Source organism: Cellulomonas sp. RIT-PI-Y (genome assembly GCF_025642745.1).
Classification (GTDB): Bacteria; Actinomycetota; Actinomycetes; order Actinomycetales; family Cellulomonadaceae; genus Cellulomonas.
The window spans coordinates 13,564-40,231 of the sequence record NZ_JANZKP010000018.1; the positions used below are offsets into that span (position 1 = coordinate 13,564).

General features: G+C 73.7%; 24 protein-coding genes. 8 read left to right on the top strand and 16 right to left on the bottom strand.

What is annotated here, in order from left to right:
- From OGL89_RS07835 to OGL89_RS07845, 3 genes are all read right to left on the bottom strand, one after another.
- A complete protein-coding gene (locus OGL89_RS07835) occupies positions 1-1,992 on the bottom strand; it encodes a S9 family peptidase (protein WP_263119357.1) in 1,992 nt (663 codons plus the stop codon).
- A 43-nt stretch (positions 1,993-2,035) separates the two neighbouring features.
- Positions 2,036-2,548: a transcriptional regulator NrdR gene (gene nrdR, locus OGL89_RS07840; protein ID WP_263119358.1), complete on the bottom strand. Its 513-nt coding sequence runs from the start codon at positions 2,546-2,548 to the stop codon at positions 2,036-2,038.
- 365 nt (positions 2,549-2,913) lie between these two features.
- Entirely contained in the window at positions 2,914-3,321 is a 408-nt protein-coding gene (locus tag OGL89_RS07845) for a LysM peptidoglycan-binding domain-containing protein (RefSeq protein WP_263119359.1), read from the bottom strand.
- 276 nt (positions 3,322-3,597) lie between these two features.
- Between OGL89_RS07845 and lexA the strand changes: the two genes are divergently transcribed.
- Positions 3,598-4,314 (top strand): transcriptional repressor LexA, encoded by a 717-nt coding sequence (gene lexA, locus OGL89_RS07850; RefSeq protein ID WP_263119360.1) that lies wholly within the window; start codon positions 3,598-3,600, stop codon positions 4,312-4,314.
- Between the two features lie 64 nt (positions 4,315-4,378).
- On the opposite strand, the gene OGL89_RS07855 is transcribed toward lexA, so the two are convergent.
- The 3 genes from OGL89_RS07855 to hflX all read right to left on the bottom strand — a co-directional run bounded on the left by OGL89_RS07855 (position 4,379) and on the right by hflX (position 9,156).
- Positions 4,379-5,386, bottom strand: coding sequence for an L-lactate dehydrogenase (locus OGL89_RS07855; protein ID WP_263119361.1), 1,008 nt, complete (start codon positions 5,384-5,386; stop codon positions 4,379-4,381).
- Positions 5,387-5,490: 104 nt separating this feature from the next.
- Positions 5,491-7,602, bottom strand: coding sequence for an ATP-dependent DNA helicase (locus OGL89_RS07860; protein ID WP_263119363.1), 2,112 nt, complete (start codon positions 7,600-7,602; stop codon positions 5,491-5,493).
- Between the two features lie 42 nt (positions 7,603-7,644).
- Positions 7,645-9,156: a GTPase HflX gene (gene hflX / locus OGL89_RS07865; RefSeq protein ID WP_263119403.1), complete on the bottom strand. Its 1,512-nt coding sequence runs from the start codon at positions 9,154-9,156 to the stop codon at positions 7,645-7,647.
- A gap of 165 nt (positions 9,157-9,321) precedes the next feature.
- On the opposite strand from hflX, the gene OGL89_RS07870 reads away from it, so the two are divergent.
- Positions 9,322-9,933, top strand: a complete 612-nt coding sequence (locus tag OGL89_RS07870; protein WP_263119364.1) for a methyltransferase — start codon at positions 9,322-9,324, stop codon at positions 9,931-9,933.
- Between the two features lie 148 nt (positions 9,934-10,081).
- Here the strand turns inward: OGL89_RS07870 and OGL89_RS07875 are convergent, their stop codons facing one another.
- From OGL89_RS07875 to OGL89_RS07905, 7 genes are all read right to left on the bottom strand, one after another.
- On the bottom strand, positions 10,082-10,402 hold the full coding sequence (locus tag OGL89_RS07875) for a thioredoxin family protein (protein ID WP_263119365.1): 321 nt from the start codon (positions 10,400-10,402) through the stop codon (positions 10,082-10,084).
- A 125-nt stretch (positions 10,403-10,527) separates the two neighbouring features.
- Positions 10,528-11,466 (bottom strand): diaminopimelate epimerase, encoded by a 939-nt coding sequence (dapF, locus tag OGL89_RS07880; protein ID WP_263119366.1) that lies wholly within the window; start codon positions 11,464-11,466, stop codon positions 10,528-10,530.
- Positions 11,463-12,422 (bottom strand): tRNA (adenosine(37)-N6)-dimethylallyltransferase MiaA, encoded by a 960-nt coding sequence (miaA, locus tag OGL89_RS07885; RefSeq protein ID WP_263119368.1) that lies wholly within the window; start codon positions 12,420-12,422, stop codon positions 11,463-11,465. Before miaA ends, dapF begins: the two co-directional genes overlap by 4 nt.
- Positions 12,419-13,222, bottom strand: coding sequence for a hypothetical protein (locus OGL89_RS07890; RefSeq protein WP_263119369.1), 804 nt, complete (start codon positions 13,220-13,222; stop codon positions 12,419-12,421). Before OGL89_RS07890 ends, miaA begins: the two co-directional genes overlap by 4 nt.
- Positions 13,223-13,239: 17 nt before the next feature.
- Complete coding sequence (locus OGL89_RS07895) at positions 13,240-15,198, bottom strand: hypothetical protein (protein WP_263119370.1); 1,959 nt, start codon at positions 15,196-15,198, stop codon at positions 13,240-13,242.
- Entirely contained in the window at positions 15,195-17,102 is a 1,908-nt protein-coding gene (locus OGL89_RS07900; protein WP_263119372.1) for an HSP90 family protein, read from the bottom strand. Before OGL89_RS07900 ends, OGL89_RS07895 begins: the two co-directional genes overlap by 4 nt.
- Positions 17,103-17,166: 64 nt before the next feature.
- The gene (locus OGL89_RS07905) at positions 17,167-17,652 is read right to left on the bottom strand and encodes a YbjN domain-containing protein (RefSeq protein ID WP_263119373.1); all 486 of its coding nucleotides are present in this window, start codon (positions 17,650-17,652) and stop codon (positions 17,167-17,169) included.
- A 131-nt stretch (positions 17,653-17,783) separates the two neighbouring features.
- On the opposite strand from OGL89_RS07905, the gene OGL89_RS07910 reads away from it, so the two are divergent.
- The gene (locus OGL89_RS07910) at positions 17,784-18,302 is read left to right on the top strand and encodes a YbjN domain-containing protein (protein ID WP_263119374.1); all 519 of its coding nucleotides are present in this window, start codon (positions 17,784-17,786) and stop codon (positions 18,300-18,302) included.
- Positions 18,299-18,796, top strand: a complete 498-nt coding sequence (locus OGL89_RS07915; protein ID WP_263119375.1) for a YbjN domain-containing protein — start codon at positions 18,299-18,301, stop codon at positions 18,794-18,796. Before OGL89_RS07910 ends, OGL89_RS07915 begins: the two co-directional genes overlap by 4 nt.
- A 10-nt stretch (positions 18,797-18,806) precedes the next feature.
- Here OGL89_RS07915 and miaB read toward each other — a convergent pair whose 3' ends face one another.
- Positions 18,807-20,348 (bottom strand): tRNA (N6-isopentenyl adenosine(37)-C2)-methylthiotransferase MiaB, encoded by a 1,542-nt coding sequence (gene miaB, locus OGL89_RS07920; protein WP_263119376.1) that lies wholly within the window; start codon positions 20,346-20,348, stop codon positions 18,807-18,809.
- 83 nt (positions 20,349-20,431) lie between these two features.
- On the opposite strand from miaB, the gene OGL89_RS07925 reads away from it, so the two are divergent.
- The 4 genes from OGL89_RS07925 to OGL89_RS07940 are packed head-to-tail and all read left to right on the top strand — an operon-like array spanning position 20,432 to position 23,644.
- A complete protein-coding gene (locus tag OGL89_RS07925; RefSeq protein ID WP_276582169.1) occupies positions 20,432-21,184 on the top strand; it encodes an amino acid ABC transporter ATP-binding protein in 753 nt (250 codons plus the stop codon).
- Between the two features lie 23 nt (positions 21,185-21,207).
- Complete coding sequence (locus OGL89_RS07930; RefSeq protein WP_263119377.1) at positions 21,208-22,050, top strand: glutamate ABC transporter substrate-binding protein; 843 nt, start codon at positions 21,208-21,210, stop codon at positions 22,048-22,050.
- A 5-nt stretch (positions 22,051-22,055) separates the two neighbouring features.
- On the top strand, positions 22,056-22,757 hold the full coding sequence (locus OGL89_RS07935) for an amino acid ABC transporter permease (RefSeq protein WP_263119378.1): 702 nt from the start codon (positions 22,056-22,058) through the stop codon (positions 22,755-22,757).
- Complete coding sequence (locus OGL89_RS07940) at positions 22,754-23,644, top strand: amino acid ABC transporter permease (RefSeq protein ID WP_263119379.1); 891 nt, start codon at positions 22,754-22,756, stop codon at positions 23,642-23,644. The genes OGL89_RS07935 and OGL89_RS07940 overlap by 4 nt, the downstream gene beginning before the upstream one ends.
- A 10-nt stretch (positions 23,645-23,654) precedes the next feature.
- On the opposite strand, the gene rny is transcribed toward OGL89_RS07940, so the two are convergent.
- On the bottom strand, positions 23,655-25,268 hold the full coding sequence (rny, locus tag OGL89_RS07945) for a ribonuclease Y (protein WP_263119380.1): 1,614 nt from the start codon (positions 25,266-25,268) through the stop codon (positions 23,655-23,657).
- Between the two features lie 74 nt (positions 25,269-25,342).
- The gene (locus tag OGL89_RS07950) at positions 25,343-26,263 is read right to left on the bottom strand and encodes a RecX family transcriptional regulator (protein WP_263119381.1); all 921 of its coding nucleotides are present in this window, start codon (positions 26,261-26,263) and stop codon (positions 25,343-25,345) included.
- Positions 26,264-26,668: the final 405 nt, after the last annotated feature.

A 26,668-nucleotide genomic window follows, 5' to 3' on the forward strand; every position in this document is an offset into this window, starting at 1 on the left:
TCAGACCGGCAGTCGCTCGGCCCACCAGCGCAGCACGTGGTCGAAGCGCACCTCGCGGTGCTTCGGCCGCCCGGAGCGGGTCAGCTCGTGGCCCTCGCCGGGGAACAGCAGCAGCTCCGCAGGCACGCCCCGCCGCTTGAGCTCGACGAACCAGCGCTGTCCCTGCTCCACCGGGCACCGCCAGTCCTGCTCCGAGTGGATCACCAGGGTCGGGGTGGTCACCCGGTGGACCTGCGCCATCGGCGACTGGGCGGCGACCGCGGCCCGGTCGGCGTCGGTGTCGCCGTCTCCCACGTACTCCAGGCCGAAGAACCAGCCGATGTCCGACGACCCGACGAAGCTCACCGGGTCGAGGAACCCGCGCTCGACGATCGCGGCCCGGAACCGGTCGGTCCGGGTGGTCAGCCACGCGGTCATGTAGCCGCCGTAGGAGCCGCCCATCACGCCCACCCGTTCGCCGTCCAGCGCCGGGTCGGTCAGGGCGACGTCCAGCAGCGCGAGCACGTCCACCGCGTCCACGGTGCCGAAGGCCTGCCGGATGCTCCGGCCGTGCGCGCGACCGTAGCCCGCCGCCCCGCGCGGGTTGCCGTAGACCACGGCGTAGCCGGCCTCGGCCAAGGTCTGCACCTCGTCGAACAGGCCGACCGTGTACTGCGCGTAGGGACCGCCGTGGATCATCAGGATGGTCGGGTGCGGACCGGAGCCGAACCGCTCCGGGTCCGGGGTGACCAGCCAGCCGTGCACCGGGTACCCGTCCGGCGCGGTGCCGTTCAGCTCCCGCGGCTCCCGCAGCCGACCGGTCTCCCGCAGCGGGGCCGACCAGTCGGTGAGCCGACGGCCGATGCCGCTGCTCAGCTCGATCGCGTGCACCTCGCCGCTGGTCAGCGGACCGGCGGCCGAGGTGACCACGGTGCCGCGGGCATACTCGGCGCCGTGGGCGACCAGCCCGGTCAGCAGGTCGCGGGACGAGCCGTCCCGGCGGAGCTCCCGCAGCCGGACGGTGCCGCGGTCCAGCTCGCCGACCAGCACGCCGTCCTCGGTGACCGCGAGGGTGCCGGGGTCCAGGTCGACGGCATCGGCGTCGGTCACCCGCTCCGGGGTGCCGACGGCCTCGGGGCCCTGCGCGCCGTCGGTGAGCGCCAGGTGGAACAGACCGGTCTGCGCCGCCACGAAGTCCCGGCCCGCGGTTCCCATGTCCTGGGCGAGCAGCCACAGACCGCTGCCGTCCGCGGCCTCGATCGTCGCCGCCACCGCGAGCGTGCTGCCCCGGTCGGCATCGGTGAGCGGGCGCAGCGCGTGGTCCTGGTCGATCCTGACGTCCACCGCAGACACGTCTGCACGCAGGTCGTCGTCCGCCCGGGCGTGCCGGGCCGCGACCACGGCCACGTGCGCGGAGTCGGCGAGCCAGGCGATGTGGTCCACCTCGACGCCGGCGGTGATCTGCCGAGCGACGGGCAGCTCGCCCTCCCCCGGCTGCGCGGGCAACTCGAGCACGAACAGCTGCGGCTTCTTGTCCTGCCGGAAGCCCACGCCGTCGTTCCGGTAGGTGTACGTGGTGATGTGCCGCGGCGCCTCGGCTGCGGAGTCGCCCTCGGGCAGGTAACGACCCTCCTCCGGCACCCGCGCCACGAAGGCGAGGCTGCGGCCGTCCGGGGAGAACCGCGGTGAGGAGGCGCCGAGCGGGGCGTCGGTCAGCCGGACCGGCTCACCGCCCTCGGCCTCGACCAGATGGATCTGCGGGCGCCCCTTGGCCTCGGCGCGCAGGAAGGCGATCCACCGGCCGTCCGGGGAGAACACCGGCGCGGTGTCCCGGTGTCCGCGGGTCAGCGGGGCAGGCGCGGCGCTGCCGTCGGTGGGCATCCGCCACAACCGGCCGACGTACTCGTCGGCGGACAGATCGGGGGCGGTGCGGGCCACCACGGCCCACCGCCCGTCGGGGCTGAGCGCCGGAGCGCCCGGGGTGTGCAGGAGGGAGAGGTCAGCAGGAATCACGTGACCGACCGTAGTACCCCCCGGGGACGGGTGGGGATCGGGGTCAGTCGGCGGGGGTGTCCTCGGGCTGCGGCTGGTCGGCGCCGGCGGCGCGACGAGCCTCGGCCTCTTCGTTCTCGGCCCGCAGGGCGGTGATCGCGGCCTCGAAGTCCTCCAACGAGTTGTACGCCTGGTACACGCTCGCGAAGCGCAGGTAGGCCACCTCGTCCAGTTCGCGCAGCGGCCCGAGGATGGCGAGGCCGATCTCGTAGGCGTCCAGCTCGGCGGAACCGGAGGCGCGCAGCGTCTCCTCCACCCTCTGGGCCAGGACGGCCAGGTCGTCGTCCGAGACCGGTCGGCCCTGGCACGCCTTCCGGACGCCGCCCACGATCTTCTCGCGACTGAACGGCTCGGTGGCACCGGAACGCTTGACCACGGAGAGGCTCGCGGTCTCGATGGTGGTGAAGCGGCGGTTGCACTGCGGGCACTGCCGACGACGACGGATCGACAGACCGTCGTCCGACGTCCGGGAGTCGACCACCCGGGAGTCCGGGTGCCGGCAGAACGGACAGTGCATGGGTGCCTCCTCCTCGCGCCGCCCGCGCGGTTGACCTGCGGGCGGGACCGGGTCACTGTACCGGGCGCGACGGCGACGCCCGATCCGGTTCCGGCGCCGGACAGACGACGAGGGTGGCCGCGTAGTCGCGGCCACCCTCGTGGGGACGCCCCCGTCCCGTCTCGCCGAGGCGACTCGCCTCGCCTCAGCGGTGTAGATCACGCGCGACGGCACTGTCACCAGCACCGATGTCACGTCCCTCGTGGCGAGCCCCCCAGCCAGCCGTCGAGGTGAGACCCACAGTAGAGGGCGTCCTGCGAATTACGCAAGCTCCGACTTTCGTAATCTCACCGTGATCGTCCCGGCGGTCGCCCGGTCGGCCGGAATCAGTCCGTGACCGGCAGCATCAGCACCTGCCCGGCCAGCAGCGAGCTGTCCCCGAGGTCGTTCAGCCGCTGGAGCCGGATCACCACGTCACGCACGTCCTCACCGGGCTGCGCGACCCCCTGGGCGATGCTCCACATCGTGTCGCCGGACTGCACGGAATAGGTCTGGACCTCGGTCGCCTGCTGCGGTCCGTCGGCCACGGCGCGACCACCCATCACCCCGGCCGTCGCGAGCACCAGACCGAGCAGCGCGATCACCACACGGCCACGCCGGGTCAGGGTGAGCCGGCCAGTCGGCGCGGCGGAGGGGACGGCGGCACGGGCCGGCGCCTGGGTACGGGCGGGCGTCGTGACTCGCACGGGGGCCATCCGGCCGATGATCCGCGGCTGCGCTGCGATGGTGCTCATTCCCACCACTTCCCTCCTGCCACCCTGGCTGGGTGACCGTCCGTCCGGTCGAGTCGAACAGGTGTTCGTCGAACGCTTGTACGAAGACTGCCACGCGCCGGGCGGGTTGTCGAGACACGATCGAACAGGTGTTTGATTCGGCGTGTCGCGACCCCTAGGCTCGGGGCACTGGGAACACCCGATCACGAGGCACTGACATCGCCGCCGGATCGCCCGCTCACCTGGGCGTTCGAGGCACGGTCGGCCCGTGACGGCAGGGACGGACGGGAGAGGCGCATGGCATCGAAGGCGACCGAGGACGAGGCCGAGATCGGTCTGGGCGACGGCCTGACCCCGCGGCAGCGGCTGGTGCTCGAGACCGTGCGCGCCTCCGTGGAGAGCCGCGGCTACCCGCCGAGCATGCGGGAGATCGGCGACGCGGTCGGCCTCACCAGCCCGTCCAGCGTCAAGCACCAGCTCACCTCACTGGAGCGCAAGGGGTACCTCCGCCGGGACCCGAACCGGCCACGGGCGATCGAGGTCGTGCAGCCGGACGACTCCCGTCCGGTCGGCGCGCTGCCCGGGACGGTCGCCGGGATGATCGGCGACGAGGACTCCGCCGCCCGGGAGGGCGCTCCCGAGGCCGCCTACGTGCCGGTGGTCGGCCGGATCGCCGCCGGTGGCCCGATCCTGGCCGAGCAGCTGGTGGAGGACGTGTTCCCCCTCCCCCGCCAGCTGGTCGGCGAGGGCGAGCTCTTCCTGCTGAAGGTGGTCGGCGACTCGATGGTGGACGCCGCCATCTGCGACGGCGACTGGGTGGTGGTCCGGCGGCAGCCGGTGGCCGAGAACGGTCAGATCGTCGCCGCCATGCTCGACGGCGAGGCCACGGTGAAGACTCTCAAGCGCACGGACGGCCACGTGTGGCTGCTGCCGCAGAACCCGGCCTACTCACCGATCGACGGCGACCACGCCCAGGTGCTGGGTCGCGTGGTCTCGGTGCTGCGCAGCCTGTAGCCCGCGCCCGACGACGAGGGGCCCCGGCGATCGACTCGCCGGGGCCCCTCCTGCGTTCGGCGACTCAGAAGCCGAACCGGCGCGCCACCGCGCGCAGCGACTCCGAGGACCGGCGCAGCCCGGCGAGCTCGTCGGCGCTCATCGGCACCTCCAGCCGCTCCCCGACGCCCTCCCGGCCGACCACGGTGGGCACCGAGAGGCAGACGTCGCTGATGCCGTGGTAGCCCTGCAGGAGCGAGGACACCGGCAGGATCCGGTGCTCGTCCTTGAGGATCGCCTCGATGATCCGCGACCCGGCCAGCGCGACCGCGTAGTTGGTCGCGCCCTTGCCCTCGATGATCCGGTAGGCCGACTCGACGACCTCCCGGGCGATCGAGTCCCGGACCTGCCCGGTGAGCGGCACGTGGCCGTCCAGCCCGTTCCAGTCCAGGATCGGCACGCCGCCGATGGTCGCGGACGACCAGAGCGGGAGCTCGGTGTCGCCGTGCTCGCCCGCGATGTAGGCGTGCACATTCTGCACCGCCACGCCGGTGTGCTGGGCGATCAGGTAGCGCAGTCGCGAGGAGTCCAGCACGGTGCCGGAGCCGAACAGCTGGGTCGGCGGCAGGCCGGAGGTCTTCAGCGCGGCGTAGGTGACGATGTCGACCGGGTTGGTCACCATCACGTAGATCGCGTTCGGGGCGACCTCGACCACCTGGGGCAGGATCTTCTTGACCAGGGAGATGGTCGCCTCGGCCAGGTCGATCCGGGACTGCCCGGGCTTCTGCTTGGCGCCGGCGGTCACCATCACGACGTCCGCGTCCGCGCAGACCGCGATGTCGTCGGAGCCGACCACCTCGGCCATCGGCATGAACTGGATGCCGTGGCCCAGGTCGAGCGCCTCCGCCTCGACCTTCGCCTTGTTGATGTCGTACAGCGCCACGGACCGGGCCGCGCCGCGCATCAGGGCCGCGTAGGCCATGGTCGAGCCCACCGCCCCGGCACCGATCACGGCCAGCTTGGTGGTCCGGCGGGTGCCGGCGGTGGCACTGGTCAGGCCGAGCTCGTCGCCGTCGTCAGTCTGCTCGCTCACGGGTCCTCCTCGCAGGGGTCGGCGCAGGTGAATGCCCTGGCTCGGACACGAGGCTAGACGACCGGCGAGCCGATCACCCGTTCCGATCCGGGCGGTTCGTCGCGTCAGTCGGCGGAGCTGGTGAGCCGGCGCAGCGCACCCTCCGCGACCGCCCGGTCCGACGTGCGCCAGAACGGCGGCAGCGAGCGGGCCAGGAACTCGCCGTAGCGCGCCGTGGCCAGCCGCGGGTCGAGCACCGCCACCACCCCGCGGTCCGCCGTGGACCGGATCAGTCGCCCCGCGCCCTGGGCCAGCAGCAGCGCGGCGTGCGTCGCCGACACCGACATGAAGCCGTTCCCGCCCGAGGCCACCACCGCCTCGGCCCGGGCGGACTTCACCGGGTCGTCCGGCCGCGGGAACGGGATCCGGTCGATCAGGACCAGGCTGTTCGACCGGCCCGGCACGTCGACGCCCTGCCACAGCGACAGGGTGCCGAACAGGCAGGTCGGCTCGTCCTCCGCGAACTGGCGGACCAGCGTCGGCAGCTGGTCCTCGCCCTGGACCAGGATCGGCACGTCCAGCCGCTCCCGCATCGCCTCTGCGGCGGCGACCGCGGCCCGGCGGGAGGAGAACAGTCCCAGCGTGCGACCGCCCGCCGCGGTGATCAGCGCCTCGATCTCCGCCAGCTGCGCGTCCGTGGCCGGTTCCCTGCCGGGCGGCGGCAGACGGCGGGCGATGTAGAGGATGCCCTGCTTCGGGTAGTCGAAGGGGCTGCCGACGTCGATCCCGTGCCAGGGCAGCGTCGCAGGGGCGGGAGCGGCGGGCGCCGTGCGGTCCGCCGCGGACTCCCGGCCCTCCGGAACCGAGTCCGCGAGCGCCGTCGCCGAGGCGGTCGCGGTGGCCGCCGCGCTCTCGGTGGCCCCGGCGAGTCCGACCGCGCGCGCGGTGGCGTCGAACTGCCCGCCCAGGCTCAGGGTCGCGGAGGTGAAGATCGAGGCACGCCCGGCCAGCAGATTGGTCCGGATCAGGCCGTTCACCGCCAGCGGGGCGGCGTACAGCCGGGTCGCGCCGTCGCCACGGGGGCCGTCCTGTCGCGCACACCACATCACGGTGTACCGCTGGTCCTCCGGGTCGGCGGCCATCCGCTCGGCCACCTCGAACAGCGCGAGCACGGCCGAGGACGCGAGCTTCAGGCCGGTGTCCTCCTGCTCGCCCTTCTGCGGGCGCAGCTCGGTCAGCAGTCCACGGGCGGCGTCCCGGACCATGGCGACCGCCTGGCGGGTGCCCTCCGGCAGTCCGTCGGCGAACCGGCCCTCGGGCAGACCGATCAGCACGGTGCCGAGCACGGTCGCGGCCTGGTCCAGCTCGGTGGTGACGATCCCGCCGTGCCGCCGGGCGCTGCGCGCCGCCTGCTCGACGGTGCCCACGGACAGCTCGGCGGTGGCCTGGGCGGTGACCCGGTCGGAGAGCTCGTGCGCCTCGTCCACGACCAGCACCTGGTGCTCGGGCAGCACGTTCGGCGACCCGCCCGCGGCGATGCCGAGCATGGCGTGGTTGGTCACCACCACGTCCGCGGCCCGGGAGATCGCCCGGGCCTTGTCCGGGAAGCACTCCTCCAGCAGCGGGCACTTCTGGCCCAGACACTCCAGCGCGGTCACGGACACCTGCCGCCAGGCGCGGTCGCTCACGCCCGGCACCAGGTCGTCCCGGTCGCCGGTGTCGGTGTCCTGCGCCCAGTCCCGGAGCCGGACCACCTGCGCGCCGAGCGACTCCTTGCCGTCGTCGTCCTCGGCGGGGTGCTCGGCCGGTCCGGGGGCCTCGGCCATCGCGAACAGGGTGCCCTGGTCGTCCTGCGGGTACCCCCCGGCGATCTTGTGCACGCAGACGTAGTTGTGCCAGCCCTTGAGCAGCGCGATCGTGGGGCGGCGGGGCAGTCGCGGGCCGAGCGTGCGGGCGACCAACGGCAGGTCCCGGGTCATCACCTGGCGTTGCAGGGCCAGCGTCGCGGTGGAGACCACCACCCGTTCCTCCGCGGTGACCGCGTGCCGGACCGCCGGGACCAGGTAGCCGAGCGACTTCCCGGTGCCGGTGCCGGCCTGCACCATCAGGTGCTCCCCGGCCTCCACCGCGTGGGCGACCTCCCGGACCATCCGGCGCTGCCCCTCGCGCGGGGCGCCGCCGAGCTCGGCCACCGCCAGGTCGAGCAGGGCATCGACGTCGGGGGTGGGATCGGGCACCGGGACAGGGTAGGCGACGGCGGGGACAGCCGAGGACGGGGCTCAGGCCGAGCGCACATCCACGGCGGCCAGCTCGGCGGCCAGCCCGGCGTCCACCCGGCCCCGCAGCACAGTGCCGTCGGCGAGGTGCTCCTCGGCGTCGATGTCGCCGTGCTCGTGCGCCCGGTGCACCAGGTCACCGCGGCTGTAGGGCACCACGACGTCGATGGTCACACCCGGCCGGGGCAGCTGGTCGGCGATCAGCGCCTGGAGCTCCTCGACCCCCTCACCGGTGTGCGCCGACACCACGATCGCGCCGTGCTCCCGCGACCGCAGCCGGGCCACCGTCTCCGGCTCGGCCAGGTCGGCCTTGTTCAGGACGATGATCTCCGGCACGTCCATCGCGCCCGGGATGGTGCCGAAGACCTCGCGCACCGCGGCGATCTGGCCCTCCGGGTCCGGGTGCGAGGCGTCGACGACGTGCAGCACCAGGTCGGAGTCGGCGACCTCCTCCAGCGTGGACCGGAACGCCTCGACCAGCTGGTGCGGCAGGTTCCGCACGAAGCCCACCGTGTCGGCCAGGGTGAACACCCGGCCGTCGGCGGCCCGCGCCCGGCGCACCGTCGGGTCCAGGGTGGCGAACAGCGCGTTCTCCACCAGCACCCCCGCGTCGGTCAGCCGGTTCAGCAGCGAGGACTTGCCCGCGTTGGTGTACCCGGCGATCGCCACCGACGGGATGGCGTTCTTGCGGCGGGTGGCGCGCTTGGTCTGCCGGGCCGGCTCCATCGCGGCGATCTCCCGCCGCAGCTTGGCCATCCGGTTGCGGATCCGGCGCCGGTCCAGCTCGATCTTGGTCTCACCGGGTCCACGCGAGCCCATGCCCGCCCCCGCGCCGCCGACCTGGCCACCGGCCTGACGGGACATCGACTCGCCCCAGCCGCGCAGTCGCGGCAGCAGGTACTCCAGCTGCGCGAGCTCGACCTGGGCCTTGCCCTCCCGGGACTTGGCGTGCTGGGCGAAGATGTCCAGGATCAGCGCGGTCCGATCGACCACCTTGACCCGGACCACGTCCTCCAGCGCACGCCGCTGCGAGGGTGCGAGCTCGCCGTCCACCACGACCGTGTCCGCACCGGCCGCCGCCACCAGCTCGGCCAGCTCGGCGGCCTTGCCGGAGCCCAGGTAGGTGCTCGGGTCGGGGTTCTGCCGACGCTGGATCAGACCGTCCATCACCTCGGAGCCCGCGGTCTCGGCCAGCGCGGCAAGCTCGCGCAGCGACACCTCGGCCACCTCCAGCGGGCCGTGGGTCCACAGCCCGACCAGCACCACCTTCTCCAGCCGGAGCTGGCGGTACTCGACCTCGGTGACGTCCTGGAGCTCGGTGGACAGGCCGGCGACCCGGCGCAGGGACGTCCGCTCGGCCAGGTCCAGCTGATCGCCGTCGTGCCGGGTGTGCACGGTGCCGCCCTCGTGCACCGCGGTGCCCGCCCGCGCGAGCACCCGGGCGACCACGTCGTCCGCGACCCGCTGCGCGTCACGCGCCTCCTGCTGGGGGTCGGCGGTCGTCGTCTCGTCCATGTGGTCGCGTTCGGTCACGGGGGTCCTCTCGGGTGCTACGGATCGGTGCTCGGCACAACACGGATCGGGTGCCGCGGATTCCAGCCTGGCACGGCGCGGGGACGGGGCGCGACCGTATTCGCGCACGGCGCAGGGGACCGACCGGCTCGGACTAGGGTCGTCCCCGTGTCCGACCACTACTTCACCGCCGAGCCCGCATCCCCCGACCAGCGGCGGGAGCGCACCGTGAGCCTGCGCGGCGCGGACGTCCAGGTGCAGACCGCCGGGGGCGTGTTCTCCCCCGATCATCTGGACCAGGGCACCGAGGTCCTGCTGCGCGAGGTGCCGGAGCCGCCGGTGGAGGGCGACCTGCTGGACCTCGGCTGCGGCTGGGGGCCGATCACCCTCGCGCTGGCCGGGGCGAGCCCGCTGGCCCGGGTGTGGGCGGTGGACGTGAACGAGCGTGCGCTGGACCTGACCCGGCGCAACGCCGAGGCGGCCGGGGTGGCGGCCCGGGTGCACGCGCACCGGCCGGAGGACGTGCCGGAGGACGTGCGGTTCGCGGCCATCTGGTCCAACCCGCCGATCCGGGTGGGCAAGGAGGCGCTGCACGCCATGCTCCGGCAGTGGCTGCACCGCCTGCTGCCCGGCGGCGAGGCCCACCTGGTGGTCGCCAAGCACCTCGGATCGGACTCGCTGCTGCGCTGGCTGGACACCGAGCTCGGCCCGGACTTCACCGCGGACCGGGCAGCGACCGCCAAGGGCTTCCGCGTCCTGCGCGCGATCCGCGCCGACTGACCGCACTCCCGCGACCCGTTCCCGCACACTCCCGCGCGCTGCGCGGTCACCAAGAAGCCACGTCCTGTCGCCCAAATCGCCCGCGCGGCGACGAGAACTTACTTCTCGGCGCCCGTGTGGGCGGGATGTGGCCGGGCTCGCGCGGAGGTCAGCCGAGTGCGGCGACCGCGGCGCGGGCCTGGGCCAGGGTCGGGACGCCCGCGAGGCGAGCGAGCGGAGTGCCCTCGGGGTCGAGCAGGAGCACCAGCGGCGTCGCGGTGACCTCGAACCGGGTCGCCAGCGCCGCGTGGTCCGCCACGTCGACCTCCACGTGCGCGACCCCCTCGCTGGTGTCGACCACCCGCTCCAGCACGCGGCGGGCCGCCCGGCAGGGGGCGCAGAACCCGGTGGAGAACTGCAGCAGGGTCAACCGCTCGCCCAACGGCGCGCCGAGATCGTCGGCAGTCAGGGCGGTGGGTGTGGTGGTCACGTCAGCGGCAACGGCGCGTGGGGGCGGTGTGTTCCCGCTGCGCTCGGCGGGAACACGGCATCGGGCACGCAGGCGGGTGTCCCTGCCGTCGCGGCCGATCTCGCGCGACGCCGACGGTCCCGGGCTCAGACCCCGGCCAGCGCCTCGACGTCCACGTCGAGCTCCGCGACCAGCACCGCGGGTCCGGCCAGCTCCACCCGGCCGCCGGGCAACGCGGTGACCCGCACCGTCCCACCGGGCACCTCGACCAGCCACACCGTGGGCGACCCGGCTCCGGCCCAGGTCCGGACCGCGAGTGCCGCGGCGCAGGCGCCGGTGCCGCAGGAGCGGGTCTCGCCGACACCGCGCTCGTGCACCCGCATCCGGAGCCGGCCGACCGTCGACCCGTCGGCGGCCACCGACTCGCCCACGGGCACCACCAGCTCGACGTTGGTGCCGTGGGGCGGCACCGGCAGCACGTCGGGGGCCCGGGTGAGGTCGACGGCGGCGAGTTCGCCCTCGTCGGCGAGCGCGAGCACGGTGTGCGGGTTGCCCAGGTCCACGCTCAGCGCGGGCCGGGGTACGGCGAGTCCGGCGACGGTGACCTCCGCGTCGGCACCGGCGGCGGCCGCCTGCTCACCGGCGGGCAGACGCCACTCCCCCATGTCGACGGCGTACCAGTCGGCCTCGGAGGATCCGGCGGGCGGATCGACCCGGCACACGCGACGCACCCCGGCCCGGGTGCCGAGCACGAGCTCCCCGGCCGTGGGGTCCCAGAGGCCGAGCGCGCGGGCGTAGTCGGCGACCACCCGCACACCGTTGCCGCACATCTCGGCGATCGAGCCGTCCGCGTTGCGGTAGTCCATGAACCAGGTGGCGGCGGGCTCGACCGCGAGCAGGGCGACGCCCTCGGGCAGGTCGGTGGAGGCGGTCAGCCGGATCACGCCGTCGCCGCCGATCCCGGCCCGGCGGTCGGCGAGCGCACGGACCAGGGCGGTGTCCAGTTCCGGGGTGCGGCGGCCGTCCAGCAGCACGAAGTCGTTCTGCGTGCCGTGACCCTTGGTGACGTGCAGGGGGGCGGTCATGACCCCAGACTACGGCGCGGCGCGGGGTCCGCCGTGGCGAGTCCCAGGGTGCCGGTGTCGGCGGCCGCGACCAGGTCCAGCGCCCGGGGCAGCAGGTCGGGGTCACGGGCGTCCAGCCAGTGCACCCGGGGGTCGCGGCCGAACCAGCCCATCTGCTTGCGGGCCAGGCGCCGGGTGCCCGCGACCACCTGCTCCCGGGCCTCGTCCTCGGTGATCTCCCCGCGCAGGGCGGCCAGGACCTCGGCGTAACCGACCGCGCGGGCGGCGGTGCGGCCGATCCCGCCGTGGTCCAGCAGGCCGCGCACCTCCGCGACCAGGCCGTCCTGCCACATCCGGGCGACCCGGTGCTCGATCCTGCGGTCGAGTGCGGCGCGGTCGCAGTCCAGCCCGATCTGCACCGCGGGCCGGTGGTAGTCGTGACCGGGCAGGTTCGCGGAGTAGGGCTGACCGGTGAGCGCGATCACCTCCAGCGCGCGGACGATCCGCCGGGTGTTGCGCGGACCGATCGACTCGGCGGCCACCGGGTCCAGGGCGACCAGCTCGGTGTGCAGCGCCCGGGTGCCGTCGCGTTCCGCCCGCTCCTCCAGGGCAGCACGGACCGCGGTGTCGGTGCCGGGGAACTCGATCCGGTCCAGCAGGGCGCGCAGGTAGAGGCCGGAGCCCCCGACCACCACCGCCCGCCGTCCCCGGGCGTGGATCGCGTCGATGTCGGCACGGGCCTGGGACTGGAAGTCGGCCACCGAGGCGTCCTGGTCCGGGTCGAGGGTGTCGAGCTGGTGGTGCGGGATGCCGCGGCGCTCGTGGACCGGCAGCTTGGCGGTGCCGATGTCCATGCCCCGGTAGAACTGCAGCGCGTCGGCGTTGACCACCTCGCCCGACAGCCGCTCGGCCAGGTCCAGCGCGAGGTCGGACTTGCCGGTGGCGGTGGGGCCGACCACGGCGACGATGACGCTCATGCCGCGATCCTCCACCGGGCGACCGCGTGCTGGGCACCGCCCGGCGCGCCGGACCAGAGCAGTTCGGCGTCCGCGTCCGGCAGCGCGCCGTCCCGGGCCAGCAGGGACAATGCCGCGCGCCACGGGCGGCCACCGGTGATCGCCAGGCGATCGGACTCGGGCAGCCGCAGGTCCCGGAGCACCTCGGCGAGCGCCCGGGGGCCGGCCGCGAGCGCGGTGAGCAGGGCGACGTCCACGGCGATCGCGGCCGGGTCGTCGGGCAGCGGGGCGTCGGGCCCGTGCCGGGCGGACAGCGAGCCGACCACGACCACCAGCCGCGGGTCGGACGGCAGACCGGGCACGTCCGGCTCCGGCTGCTCGGCAGCGCCGCCGGGGTCGACGATGGCGGAGTCCGGGTCCGGTGGGGCCGGGACGCCGCCCGGTGCGACCTCGAGCACCGTGGCCGTCCGGTCCGGCTCGTGGCCGGTCAGCCGCAGCAGGGCGAGGGCCGCGGCGGCGCCGACCCCGGGTACGGCCGCGCGCACCACCGTCCCCTCCTCCGGCCGGCCGTCGTCGACCGGCTCCGGTCTCCGGCGCACCGCGGTCCCGCCGATCCCCGCCGCCGCCAGCCCGTCGCCGAACGGCCCCGACAGCACCCGGGCCCTGCGACCCGGCGCGATCACCAGGGCCGTCCCATGCCGGGGCACCTGCTGCAGCACCTGGAGTGCCGCGGAGCGCGCCTCACCCAACGGGTCGGCGAGCGCACCGCTCGCGCCGGGCACCAGCAGGGCGGAGTCGGGCAGCAGCAGCACGGTCGGCACCCGCTGACCGTACCGAGTCAGCTGACGATCTCCCGCGCCAGCTCCTCGGCGCGCGCGGTCTGCCCGGAGTCGCGCAGCACCCGCACCAGCAGATCGGCGACCTCGCCCCAGGGCGCCCGCTGCCGGACGTGGCCGAAGCCCTCCAACGCGGACTCCAGGTTCCACACCGCCTCGTCGACCTGGCCGAGCTGGTCGTACAGCCGTCCGGCCAGCCAGAAGGCGTGCGCGGCGTCGGCGACGGCGCCCTGACCGCCGTAGGCCTCGGCCGCGGACTGGGCGGTGCGCGCCGCGAGCGCCTGCTGCTCCGGGTCCCCGGATCCGGCGAGCAACCGGGCGGCGGCATCCTCCAGATCGGCGGCGGCCCGGCGGCGGGTGGCCTGCTCCCGGGCGACCAGGGCCTCGTCCCGGTCGTCGTCGCCCTCGACCCGCAGCGCGGCCAGCGCCCGGTCGATCTCGGCCAGCACGTCCCCGGCGCCGTCCAGCTGGGCGGCGGTGGGCGCCCAGGCGACCAGCACCTGGACCAGCAGTTCGGGCGCCAGTCCCCCGGCGCGCAGCCGGGGCACGGCGGAGCGGTACCCGGCGTCGGCGCCGTCCTGGTCGTCGAACTGCTGCGCGATCCGGGCGCACTCGGCGTAGGCGAAGCCCGCGTCGACCAGGCGACCGTCGTCGTCGGCGGCCGTGGCGGCGGCGAGCCAGGCGGTGGCGGCACGCTGGGCCTCCCCGGCGCGCAGCAGGCGGTCGGACCAGGCGCTGATGTCCTCGCCCGGGCGCTGGGCCAGCGGGTCGTCGGCGTCGCCCGGTCCGGAGGTGACGGCGGGGACGGTGGGCGCACCGCTGGGCACCGGGGCACCGGCGAACCCACGGGGCAGCACGTCCAGATCGAATCCCTCGGCGGCCGGCGCGGTGTCCCAGGCCCGGCGGACCAGCTCGGCCTGCCGGTCGGAGCCGTTGCGCGCGTCGAACTGCGCGGCCAGCCGGTCGGCCTTGGCCCGCAGCCAGTCGTCCAGCTGCGCGACGGTGGGGGTGGCGCCGAGCTCCGGCACGGCGGTGATCCGCAACGCACGGTCGGCGTGCCCGGCGCGCAGCACGTGGGTCGCGGCGCCGACCAGCCGGGCGAAGGACAGCTGGTCGAAGGGCGTATCGGCCGTGGCCAGCAGGTGCTGCTCGGCCTCCAGCGCCCGGATCGCCCGCTCGGGCTGACCGGCACGGGCCAGCAACCGGATCCGCTGGCCGCGGGCCGAGGCCATGTCCCCCTGGGTGGTCGCCAGCTCCGCGACCGCCTGCCGGTGAGCGCGGACCGCGTCGGCCGGCCGGCCGAGGTCGAGGTACGCGTCCGCCAGGTCCGCCAGCATGTCGGCGGGCTCGCTGGCGCAGCGCGGACGGTGCGGCAGGGTCTCCTCGATCAGCCGCACGCCCTCCTCCAGCCGACCGGCGCCGATCAGGTACGCCGCCCGGTCGCCCGGGTCGCAGGCCTCGCACTGGGAGAAGTCGTCGCGCGGGGTGGCGACCCACTGCGCGAACAGGTCCTCGGTCTCCGGCGCACCGCGGCGGTTGGCCCACGAGAACCGCTCCAGGGCGACCGCGTCCATCCCGTTCCCGGCCAGCGCGTACCGCCGCTCCATGTCGTCCAGGGTGCGCTCGATCTGTGCCGCGGGGACGTTCGGGAAATCGGCCAGGCCGGAGACCATCCACTTGAACGACCAGAACAGCGAGTGCCGGTCGTCGGCGTCGAACATCTCCGGTCGCTGGTCCCACCAGCGCAGCAGCTGCGCGAAGGGCACGTAGCCGCGCTCCGGCTCGCCGCCCCACTGGTAGGCGTCGATCAAGGTGAACAGCGCGAAGGCCTTGGCCTCGTCCGGGCCCTCGGCGTCGACCAGCTTCACCTGCTCCTCGGCGGCCTGGGTGTGCGCGAGCCCGTAGGGCATCTGCCGCACCCGGCTGATCTCCCGGTTGGCCTGGTCGAGCGTGCGGGTCATCGGTGGTCCTCTTCGGCGTCGTCATCGGTGGTCGGACGGGTGGTCCCGGCGAGTCCGGCACGCAGCAGCGCGGCCATCGACCCGGTCATCAGCTCGGACTCCCGTGCCCGCAGCGGCTCCCCGGCCAGCAGCAGCGCGGAGACGTACAACGAGCGCAGACCGGCGTCGAAGACCTCCCCGCGCGGGGCGGCCAGCAGGTCACGGACCACGGGTGCGGCGTCGTTCAGCACCAGGTGCCGGGCGGCGACCGGCTCGGCGAACCCGGAGAGCACGTCGCCCCACAGGTCGTCCGCCTCCTCCTGGGTCCGGCGCAGGGCGCGCTGATGGTCGCCGTCCCGGTCGTGCAGCAGCACGGCCGGCAGCTCCGCGGGCTCGAAGGTCCGCAGCACCAGCTCGCAGTCCTGATCCGCCAGCACGGCGTTCCCGGCGGCGACCGCGTCCCAGGTGGCCAGCTCGCGTTCGGGCGGCACCGGGCTGAGCACCTGGGCGATGTCCCCGGCGGCCAGCGGCCGCACGGTGCCCGGCCGGCGGCGTGCCAGTCGCTCCAGCAGGTCGGAGTCGTAGACGTAGCCCGCGTTGACCACGGCCATGCCCTGGGCCCGGGCCACCGGCGCGATCCGCTTGTACTCCTCCAGGGTGGCGGCGTAGACCACGGTGCCGTGCTGGGCGGCGACCTCGTCCAGGGTGAGCATCCCGTCGGTGGTCTCGTAGGGCAGGATCCGCGCGGCGAGGTCGAGCATGGTGTCGTCGGTCAGCGCCAGCGAGCGCACCGCCAGGTGATGGGTCCGCACGAACTGCGCGGCCTGTCCCGAGCCGGACTCGAGGGTGCGCAGCAGCCAGGACCGGATGCCGTCCGCGAGCGCCTCCTGCGTGGCCAGCAGCACCTCGTCGGTGTAGAGCTGCTCGCGCGAGGCGGTCGGCCGCAGCCCGGAGGCGTCGATCACGCAACGGACGAAGAACGCCCACTCCGGCAGCAGCCCGTCCACCCGGGTGCCGAGCAGCATCCGCTTGAGGTAGACCCGGTGTGCCCCGGACCCGCCCGGCGGCACCGCGCTGGGCAGCACGTAGGCCACCCCGCTGACCCCGGCCAGCGGCACGTCCAGGTCGATGGCGGCCAGCGGCGTGAAGCCGAGCGCCCGCTCGCAGTACCGCGTGAGCTCGGCCGTGCGCCGGCCGTCGTCGGGGTGCTCCACCCGCCAGGGCAGGTCGCGCTCGGAGATCCGGCGCCACAGGTGTCCGGGCCGGGGCTCGGGGGCGTCCGGGCGTCCGGGGTCACCGGCGGGGGCTGACTCGTCCAGCGGCACCTCGACCGACAGCTCCACCGGCAGCAGCGAGCCGAACTCCTCGGCCAGGGCGACGACGGTGCCGACCTCCAGCCAGTGCTCGGCGTCCCGGCGCGGTCGCAGCAGCACGGTCGAGCCGACCGGCACGGCAGCACTGGCGGTGGGATCCAGCTCGACCAGCTGGTACGACCCGTCGGCGTGCCCGGTCCACCGCACCGCGGGGGCCCGGGGGTCCCGGGCCGAGCGCGAGGTCAGCTCGATCCGGTCGGCGACCATGAAGGCGGACAGCAGACCGATGCCGAACTGGCCCAGGTACTCCTGGCGGGCCAGACCCAGGTCGACGTCCCGCTTGGAGGAGCGACCGACGGTGGCGAGCAGCTCCTCGGCCTCGGCGGCGGTCAGCCCCACCCCGGAGTCGGTGACCGCGAGCGCGCCGCCCGGCAGCGGACGGATCCGCACCGTGGACGGGGCCTCCGGATCGAGCCCGCGGCGGGCGGTGATCGCGTCCACCCCGTTCTGCATCAGCTCGCGGAGGTAGACCCGCTCGCCGGAGTAGAGGTGGCGCGCCAGCAGGTCGACCACCCCGTGCAGGTCGACCTGGAACGCCCTGGTGTCGCTCATCGGTTCCTTCCGTGGCATGCGTGAGGGCCGTGACGCCGGCTGCGTCACGGCCCCGGCTCAGACGTCACTCCGCGTCGTACTCGGCCTTCGCGACGGCGGCCTCGGCCGGGTAGGCCTCGTCCAGCTGCTCGAAGAACTGCAGCGTGGTCATGATGCCGCAGGCCAGGTGCTGATCCAGCTGCTCGTCGGTCAGGCCGGACTCGTAGTCCACGGTGTGCTCGCCGTAGACGCCGAGGCCCTCGTCCTCGACCCGGACATACACCTTCGGCCACAGCTTCGTGGAGTTCCACTCGTTGACCGCCTCGGCGACGGCCGGCAGCTGGTCGGCGCCGACCTTGCGGTTCCAGCGACCCCGGGTCTGCAGGTACTCGCCGGACTGGCCGAGCTGGAAGAAGAAGAACAGGTGGCCGTCCCAGTAGCCGCCGATGTCGCCGTCGTCGTCGACGCCGTAGTTCATCTCGCGGCTGTCCAGGACGGCTTTCATCCGGTCCTTGGTCAGCGGAGCGAGCGCGTCCGCCGGGGTCGCGTCCGGCTTGGTGAAGAAGCCCATGGTGATCCTCGTGAGTCGTGCGGTCAGGGAGTCGCGCGGGACGAGACTATCGAACCGGACGTTCCGGACCAGGTCAGGGCGGGTTCTCGCGCCCTCGGGTCACGCAGGGGCGGCGCGGGTAATGTGAGGCCATGGGTCTCTTCCGGAACCGCCGGCGGCCGACCACCTCCGGTCTGGCGTCGGGCGGAGCGCTCACGACCGCCGACGCCTCGGACGGCCGCCCCACGCCACTGGCCGCCGAGCGGATCGCCGCCTGGCTGACCGGCAACGACTTCCACTACTTCACCGATGACGACGGCGACATCGGCGGGCTGTGGAAGGGACGGCTGTTCTTCTTCTTCCTGCTGGGCGAGAAGCAGGAGATCCTGCAGATCCGCGGCCAGTGGCACCGGGACATCGCCCTGGAACGCCTGCAGGAGGTGCTGGATCTCTGCGAGGAGTGGAACGCGGAGCGGATCTGGCCCAAGACCTACGCCCGGGTGCGGGACAACGGCATGGTCAACGTGGTCGCGGAGACCTCCACCGACCTGGAGCACGGCGCCACCGACGACCAGCTGGACCAGCTGCTGAACTGCGGCCTGAGCAGCGCGAACAGCTTCTTCGACAGTGTCGATCAGCTGTACCCGGACCCGGCGGCGGTGGCCCCGTGACCGCGCGCTCGCCGAGTTGGCTGTCCCGCGTGCTCGGCAGCCAGCCCGCTCCCGTCCGGCCCGCGCAGGCCCGGCCCACCCGGATCACCCAGGAGCGGGTGTCGGCGGCGCTGGGGGCGCACGACTACCACTTCCGGATCGACGACGACGGCGACCTCACCGGGGTGTGGAACCAGAACCGGTTCTGGTTCTTCCTGCTCGGCGACGACCAGGAGGTGCTGCAGGTCCGTGGCCGCTGGCACCGCCAGCTGCCGGTGGAGGCACGCCGGTCGGCGTCGCTGGCGCTCAACGACTGGAACCGGGACCGGATCTGGCCGAAGCTCTACCTGCGCGAGGAGGAGGGCCAGCTGGCGCTCTACTCCGAGGTGTCGACCGACCTGGAGCACGGCGTGACCGCGGAACAGCTGGACCAGCTGATCTCCTGCGGGCTCGGCACCGGAGTGCAGGCGTTCGAGGCGCTCGACGGACTGCTGCCGCCGGCCGTCGAGGGCTGACCAGGCCCGGTCAGCGTCCCACGGTCGGCAGGCCGAGCAGCACCGGACCGGCAGGGGCCGCACCGGTGCCGCAGGAGTCGCCGCCGTGGTCGTGCTCGTCGCCGCGCGCCCAGGCGTCGCCCGCCCGGGTCCGGCGCACCGCGAAGCTGCCACCGGTCAGCGCCGAGTCCGCCACCAGGTGGTGCGGCGCGGCCCGGGTGATGTCGACCGTGACCAGGTCGCCGGGGCGCGGACGGTCGGCCTCGGCCAGGGTGGTCGGCAGCGCGAAGTGCACCAGCCGGTTGTCCGCGGCCCGGCCGGAGAGCCGGTGGGTCTCGCCGTCCTTGCGCCCCTCGCCCTCGGCCATCAGCACCTCGACCGTGCGACCGGTCTGCCGCTGCATCTCCTCCAGCGCGATCCGGTCCTGCAGGGCGGTCAGCCGCTCGTAGCGCTCCTGCACGACCGCCTTGGGCAGTTGGCCCGGCAGGTCGGCGGCCGGGGTCCCCGGGCGGATCGAGTACTGGAAGGTGAAGGCCGACGAGAACCGGCTCTCCTCGACCACCCGCAGCGTCTCGGCGAAGTCCTCCTCGGTCTCCCCCGGGAAGCCCACGATGATGTCCGTGGTGATCGCGGCGTCCGGCATCGCGGCGCGCACCCGCTCCAGGATGCCGAGGAACTTGGCCGAGCGGTACGACCGGCGCATGGCCCGCAGGATCCGGTCGGAGCCGGACTGCAACGGCATGTGCAGGGAGGGCATGACGGCGGGGGTCTCGGCCATCGCGGCGATCACGTCGTCGGTGAAGGACGCCGGGTGCGGTGAGGTGAAGCGCAGCCGCTCCAGTCCGGGAGTCGCGCCGGCCGCGCGCAACAGCTTGGCGAACGCACCCCGGTCGCCGAACTCGACGCCGTAGGAGTTCACGTTCTGGCCGAGCAGCGTGACCTCGATCGCGCCCTGGTCGACGAGCGCCTGCACCTCCGCCAGCACGTCGCCGGGCCGGCGGTCGCGCTCCTTGCCGCGCAGGTGCGGCACGATGCAGAAGGTGCAGGTGTTGTTGCAGCCGACGCTGATCGACACCCAGCCCGCGTAGACCGACTCGCGCCGGGTCGGCAGCGTCGAGGGGAAGACCTGCAGCGACTCGGCGATCTCCACCGCGGCGTCCCGGTTGTGCCGGGCGCGCTCCAGCAGCACCGGCAGCACGTCCAGGTTGTGCGTGCCGAAGACCACGTCCACCCACGGCGCGCGCTCGACGATGCCGGTCCGGTCCTTCTGCGCGAGACAACCGCCGACCGCGATCTGCATCCCGGGCCGGTTCCGCTTGGTCCCGGCCAGTCGGCCGAGGTTGCCGTACAGCCGGTCGGAGGCGTTCTCCCGGACGGCGCAGGTGTTGATCACGATGACGTCGGCCTCCTCGGCGGCGGCCGCCTCCGGGGTCGCAGCGACGTAACCGGCCTGCTCCAGCAGGCCGGCCATGTGCTCGGAGTCGTGCACGTTCATCTGGCAGCCGAGGGTCTTGACCAGGTAGGTGCGAGTCTCCTGGCCGACGGCGGATGCGGGGGGCGTCATCGTGCTCATCGCGGACCAGGGTACGTCCAGGTGTTACCTCCCTGTGACCGGACCGAATGGCGCAGGTCACAGACCGCCCATACCGTCACGGAATGGTTCAGACCGATACAGCGCCGCTGGTGGTGCTCGACGGGGTGCAGAAACACTTCGGTGACCTGCACGTGCTGCGCGACATCCATCTGACCGTGCGCACGGGTGAGGTCGTCGTGGTGATCGGCCCGTCGGGAAGCGGCAAGTCCACGCTCTGCCGGACCATCAACCGGCTGGAGACGATCGACGAGGGCACGATCAGCGTCGCCGGGACCCCGCTGCCCGCCGAGGGCAAGGAGCTGGCCCGGCTGCGCGCGGACGTGGGGATGGTGTTCCAGTCCTTCAACCTGTTCGCGCACAAGACCGTGCTGGAGAACGTGACCCTCGGCCCGGTCAAGTCCAAACGGCAGTCCAAGGCGGAGGCCAAGCGCAGCGCGCAGGAGCTGCTGGAACGGGTCGGGGTCGCCGATCAGGCCGGGAAGCTGCCCGCGCAGCTGTCCGGCGGACAGCAGCAGCGGGTCGCCATCGCCCGGGCCCTGGCGATGAAGCCCCAGGTCATGCTGTTCGACGAGCCGACCTCCGCCCTCGACCCGGAGATGATCAACGAGGTCCTGGACGTGATGACCGACCTCGCCAAGGACGGCATGACGATGATCGTCGTCACCCACGAGATGGGCTTCGCCCGCCGCGCCGCGCACCGGGTGGTGTTCATGGACGGCGGGCAGATCGTCGAGGAGGGCACCCCGGAGGAGTTCTTCACCGCACCACGCACGGATCGCGCCAAGGACTTCCTGTCGAAGATCCTCACGCACTGACGTCAACCGGAAGGAAGCACGCCATGCACCGCATCGCTCGCACCGGAGCGGCCCTGGCCGCCGTCGGCCTCACCCTGACCGCCTGTTCGTCCGGCGGCTCGGACTCCGGGTCCACGGACGGCGGCTCGAACAGCTCCGACACGCTGACCGTCGGGATCAAGTTCGACCAGCCCGGCCTCGGACTGCAGGAGGGCGGCGACTACACCGGGTTCGACGTGGACGTCGCCCGGTATATCGCCGAGAAGCTCGGCTACTCGGAGGACCAGATCGAATTCCGCGAGGCGCCGTCCGCACAGCGGGAGAACCTGCTGTCCAACGGCCAGGTCGACATGATCGTGGCCACCTACTCGATCACCGACGAGCGCAAGCAGACCGTGGACTTCGCCGGGCCGTACTTCGTCGCCGGGCAGGACCTGCTGGTCGCCGAGGACTCGGACATCACCGGCCCGGAGGACCTGGACGGGCAGCTGCTCTGCTCGGTCACCGGCTCCACCCCCGCCCAGCGGATCAAGGACGACTACGCCGGGGACGTGCAGCTGCAGGAGTTCGACGGCTACTCCGAGTGCGTGGAGGCCCTGGCCGCCGGGACCATCGACGCGGTCACCACCGACGACATCATCCTGGCCGGATTCGCGGCGCAGGACGCCTACGCCGGGAAGCTCAAGGTGGTCGGCAACCCGTTCTCCGAGGAGAACTACGGCGTCGGCCTGCCCAAGGACTCCGACATGTGCCAGGACGTGACTGACGCGATCACCGCCATGATCGACGACGGCACCTGGCAGCAGCTGCTGGACGACAACCTGGGCGACGCGAACTACACCCCGAACGCCGACCTCAACCCGCCGACGCCCGAGGCCTGCGGCTGACGCGCATGGGCAGCTACTGGGCCGACTTCACCGAGCTGTTCAGCCAGTACGACGTCCTCGCCGCGTTCCGCATCACGCTGCTGCTGTCCGGGCTGTCGGCGGTGGGCTCGCTGATCCTGGGCACGATCATCGCGGTGATGCGGGTGTCCCCCGTGCCGAGCATGCGGGCCGCCGGGGCGTTCTACGTCAACACGATCCGGAACACCCCGTTGACCCTGATCATCGTGTTCTGCAGCCTCGGGCTGTTCTACACGCTGGGCATCGCCCTGGCCGACAAGTCCTCGCCCACGTTCCTGGACGACAACAACGTCCGGCTCGCGGTGCTCGGGCTGTCCGTCTACCACGCGGCCTTCGTCGCGGAGGCCCTGCGCTCCGGGGTGAACACGGTGCCCACCGGTCAGGCGGAGGCCGCCCGGGCGATCGGGCTGGGCTTCGGCCAGACCATGCGGATCGTCATCATGCCGCAGGCGTTCCGGGGCGCGGTGGCGCCGCTGGGCAACGCGCTGATCGCCCTGATCAAGAACACCACCGTGGCCTCGGCGATCGGGGTCGCGGAGGCGTCCGCCCTGATGAAGACCATGATCGAGTTCCGGCCGGACGTGATCTTCGCGGTGTTCCTGCTGTTCGCGCTCGGCTTCGTGATCATCGTGCTGCCCACCGGCGTCCTGATCACCTGGGCGTCCCGACGACTGGCGGTGCAACGATGACGCAGCTGTTGTTCGACGCGCCGGGTCCGCGGGCCCGGCGCCGGATGCTGGTGGCCAACATCGTCGCCGCGGTGGTCCTGCTGGCGATCGCGGCGGTGTTCGTCAAGGCGCTGGCCGACAAGGACCAGTTGACCGCCGCCCGGTGGTCGCCGTTCGCCACCGCCGACGTCTGGCAGTACTACCTGCTGCCCGGTCTGCGCGGCACCCTGGTGGCGGCCGGGATCTCCATCGTCACCTCGCTGGTCTTCGGCCTGCTGTTCGGGCTCGGCCGGGTGTCCCCGGTGGCGCCGGTGCGCTGGTTCTGCGGCGTGGTGGTCGAGTTCTTCCGTGCGGTGCCGGTGCTGCTGATGATGGTCTTCGGCTGGCTGTTCCTCGGCCAGCTGCAGATCCTGCCGGTCGACCAGCTGCCGCTGGTCGCGGTGGTCGCCGGTCTGACCCTCTACAACGGCTCCGTGGTCGCCGAGCTGATCCGCTCCGGGGTGTACGGGCTCCCCCGCGGTCAGCGTGAGGCCGGGTTGGCGGTGGGGCTGACCGAGGGCTCGACCCTGTGGTCGGTGCTCCTGCCCCAGGCACTGGTGGCCATGCTGCCCGCGCTGATCAGCCAGCTGGTCGTGATCCTGAAGGACTCCGCGCTCGGATACCTGATCACCTATGTGGAGCTGCTGCGCCAGGGCCGGCAGATCGGCACCACCTACCAGAACCTGATCCCGGCCCTGATCGTGGTGGCCGTGATCTTCATCCTGCTGAACGTGCTGCTCGGCGCGCTGGCGCAGAAGCTGGCCGGACGACTGCGGGGTCGGACGGCCGGTGCGGTCCGCGCCGGGGCGCCCGGTGGCGCGGTCGGTACCGCGGGAACGGTGGGGACCACCGGCGCGGCCCCGCGGTGAGGTGCGCGCGTCAGCCCGCGGTGGCCGACGCGCGCACCTCACGCACGACCGTCACCTTGATCTCGCCCGGGTAGGACAGCTCGGACTCGATGTGCCGGGCGATCTCGACGGCCAGCCGGCCCATCGCCTCGTCCGCCACCTCGGTGGGTTCGACCACCACCCGCATCTCCCGGCCCGCGGCCATCGCGAGCGCGCGTCGCACCCCGGTGTGGCCGACCGCGAGCTTCTCCAGCTCGTCCAGGCGCTCGATGTGCTGGTCGATGTCCTCGCGCCGAGCGCCCGGACGTGCCGCGGAGACCGCGTCGGCGGCCTGCACCAGGACGGCCTCGACCGTCTCCGGCGGGACCTCGTCGTGGTGCGCGGCCACCCCGTTCACCACGACCGACGCCTCACCGTGCCGCTCGACCAGGGCAGCGCCGACCTGAGCGTGCGTGCCGGGCTGCTGGCCGGTGAGCGCCTTGCCGATGTCGTGCAGGAACGCGGCACGCCGGGTGACCTGGACGTCCGCACCGACCTCGGTGGCCAGCTGCGCGGCGATCAACGCGGATTCCACCAGGTGCTCGAGCACGTTCTGGCCGTAGGAGGTCCGCATCCGCAGGCGGCCCAGCAGCCGGATCAGCGCCGGGTCCAGCCCGCTCACCCCGGCCCGCTCCGCGGCGTCGTGCCCCGCCTCCTCGTCCCGCTGCTCGGCACCCGCCACCGCGTCGGCGTACGCGGCCTCGATCCGCTGCGGGTTGATCCGGCCGTCGGCCATCAGCGCGTCCAGTGCCACCTGGGCGACCTCACGACGCTCGGCGTCGAAGCAGCTCAGCACCACCGAGCCGGGGGTCTCGTCCACCAGGACGTTCACCCCGGTCAACGCCTCGAAGGTGCGGATGTTCCGCCCCTCCTTGCCGATGATCCGGCCCTTCATGTCGTCCGACGGCAGCGGCAGGACGGTGACCGTGCTCTGCGCGCTGGTGGCCGCGGCGGTGCGGAACAGCGCGGTGGCGATGATCCGGCGGGCCCGGGCGTCCGCGGTGCGCTTGGCCTGGGCCTCGACCCGGCGGACCGAGGCGGCCGCGGACTGGGTGGCCTCGGCGGTCACCCGGCGGATCAGCTCGGACCGGGCCTCGGAAGCGGTCAGCCCGGAGGCCGCCTCCAGACGATCGACCGCCTCCTGCTCGGCGGCCGCCACCCGCTGCCGGGCGTCGTCCTCGGCGGCGGCGATCGCGGCGCGGGTCTGGTCCTCGGTCACGGCGCGGCGGGTCGCGAGCTCACGTTCGGCGGCGGCGAGTCGCTCGGCCAGGTCACGTTCCGCGGCGGCGACCCGATCGGTGGCGGAGCGGTGCGCGGCGGCGGCCTGCTCGGCATCGGCCCGGGCGGCGCGCTCGCGCTGGGTCGCCTCACGCTCCCGCTCGGACAGCGTGCGCTCGGCGGCATTCAGCGCCTGCTCGCGCTCGGAGACCCGTTCCTCCCGGCGTTGGGCATCGGCGAGTCCGCTGCGCGCCTCGTCCTTGATCGACTGCACGTCCTCCTGCGCCTGACGGCGGACCGCGGCGGCCTCCCGTCGTGCGATCAGCACCAGGACCAGTGCGACCAGGCACGCGGCCAGCATCCCGACGACGATGGCCGTGTCCCGCATGAATCCTCCTGTGCTGCCGTGCTGGAGGTGTCATTCTCCCCTATGGGTGCGCACCCGCCGGACGCGCGGTGAGCTCACGCGTCCGCCGCGCCGTCCTCCTCGGCGGCGAGTTCCTCGCGCACGACCTTGGAGACCAGCGCCCCGCCGTACCCCTTGCGGCCGAGCGCGCCGTACGCCCGCCGCAAGCGGACCTCACGCTCCAGGCCGCGGGTGGACCGGAGCTTCTTCCGTGCGAGCGCGCGGGCGGCCTGCTCCTCGTCCTCGTCGTCGACCTGGTCCAGCGCGACCTCGGAGTCCTCGGGCGACACCCCCTTGCGGCGCAGTTCCAGGGCGAGCGCACGCCGGGACAGCCCTCGCTCGGAGTGCCGGGAGCGGACCAGCATCTCGGCATAGGCGGCGTCGTCGATCAGGCCGACCTCGGTGAAGCGGTCCAGCACCCGGTCGGCGACGTCCGCCGGGACGTCGCGCTTGGCCAACGCCTCGGAGAGCTGATGGCGGCTGCGGGGCGCGGCGGTGAGCTGGCGCAGCACGATGGTCCGGGCGACCGACTCCTGATCGGGCTCGGCGTCGACGGCGGCGCTGCCCTGATCGGGCGGTTCGGTCGCCGGGGCACGTCGGCCGCCCCGACGCGGACGCGCCGGAGCGGTCGACCGCGCGGGTCTGCCGAGCTCGTCGGCGGCCCGCTGATCGACGGCGGCGCGCGGTGGCGGGTCCGAGGGTGCGGGGTACGAGAGGGCCGGATCCGAGGGTGCGGGGTGCGACAGTGCCGGGTCCGAGACGGCGGGGTCCGAGAGGGCGGGTTCGGCATCCTCGGGCGCCTCACTACCGGCGGCGCGCTCCGCGAGCATCCGCGCGATCCGCTCCTGACGGGCGGTGCGACCGTCGCGGAGCTCGCCGGTCCGCTCACCCGAGTCCACGGCGGCGGACCTGTCGTCGGCCGGCCGCGCGAGCGCCGAGGCCGGTGTCAGGACGGCGGCGAGGTCGGCGAGGGACACCGGAGCGTCTGCGCCACGAGCCGTCCGCGACACCGGGCCGACCGATCGCTCCGCGGCGCCAGGACCGGCGGGTGTCCCGACCGCCCCCCGCCGGGAGACGGTAGTCCTCCGCTCCGGCGCGTCACCGGCCGTGACCTCTCCCGGCCCGGTCTCCGAGAAGCGCGCGCTCCGCGCCCGTCCGGCCGTCGCCGACCGGCCACCGCGGTCGCCCCCGCGCGACCCCGCATCGCCCCAGGCGTCGGCGCGATCGCTCCCCGCCCCGGCGCTGCTGCTCCACCGGTCGGGCGAGTCCTCGTGCACCGCACCGGAGGACCACGCCGACCCGGACTCGTCGGCCGTCCAGGCCTCCCGCACGTCCCCGCCCGACCAGGCGTCATCGCCCGCGGCGACGTCGGCCCACGGGTC

Coding starts and splice junctions, on each gene's coding strand:
- nrdR (WP_263119358.1), bottom strand. CDS start 2,548: ATGCACTGTCCGTTCTGCCGGCACCCGGACTCCCGGGTGGTCGACTCC.
- OGL89_RS07845 (WP_263119359.1), bottom strand. CDS start 3,321: ATGAGCACCATCGCAGCGCAGCCGCGGATCATCGGCCGGATGGCCCCC.
- lexA (WP_263119360.1), top strand. CDS start 3,598: ATGGCATCGAAGGCGACCGAGGACGAGGCCGAGATCGGTCTGGGCGAC.
- hflX (WP_263119403.1), bottom strand. CDS start 9,156: ATGGACGAGACGACGACCGCCGACCCCCAGCAGGAGGCGCGTGACGCG.
- dapF (WP_263119366.1), bottom strand. CDS start 11,466: ATGACCGCCCCCCTGCACGTCACCAAGGGTCACGGCACGCAGAACGAC.
- miaA (WP_263119368.1), bottom strand. CDS start 12,422: ATGAGCGTCATCGTCGCCGTGGTCGGCCCCACCGCCACCGGCAAGTCC.
- OGL89_RS07895 (WP_263119370.1), bottom strand. CDS start 15,198: ATGACCCGCACGCTCGACCAGGCCAACCGGGAGATCAGCCGGGTGCGG.
- OGL89_RS07900 (WP_263119372.1), bottom strand. CDS start 17,102: ATGAGCGACACCAGGGCGTTCCAGGTCGACCTGCACGGGGTGGTCGAC.
- OGL89_RS07905 (WP_263119373.1), bottom strand. CDS start 17,652: ATGGGCTTCTTCACCAAGCCGGACGCGACCCCGGCGGACGCGCTCGCT.
- OGL89_RS07910 (WP_263119374.1), top strand. CDS start 17,784: ATGGGTCTCTTCCGGAACCGCCGGCGGCCGACCACCTCCGGTCTGGCG.
- miaB (WP_263119376.1), bottom strand. CDS start 20,348: ATGAGCACGATGACGCCCCCCGCATCCGCCGTCGGCCAGGAGACTCGC.
- OGL89_RS07925 (WP_276582169.1), top strand. CDS start 20,432: ATGGTTCAGACCGATACAGCGCCGCTGGTGGTGCTCGACGGGGTGCAG.
- OGL89_RS07930 (WP_263119377.1), top strand. CDS start 21,208: ATGCACCGCATCGCTCGCACCGGAGCGGCCCTGGCCGCCGTCGGCCTC.
- OGL89_RS07935 (WP_263119378.1), top strand. CDS start 22,056: ATGGGCAGCTACTGGGCCGACTTCACCGAGCTGTTCAGCCAGTACGAC.
- OGL89_RS07940 (WP_263119379.1), top strand. CDS start 22,754: ATGACGCAGCTGTTGTTCGACGCGCCGGGTCCGCGGGCCCGGCGCCGG.
- rny (WP_263119380.1), bottom strand. CDS start 25,268: ATGCGGGACACGGCCATCGTCGTCGGGATGCTGGCCGCGTGCCTGGTC.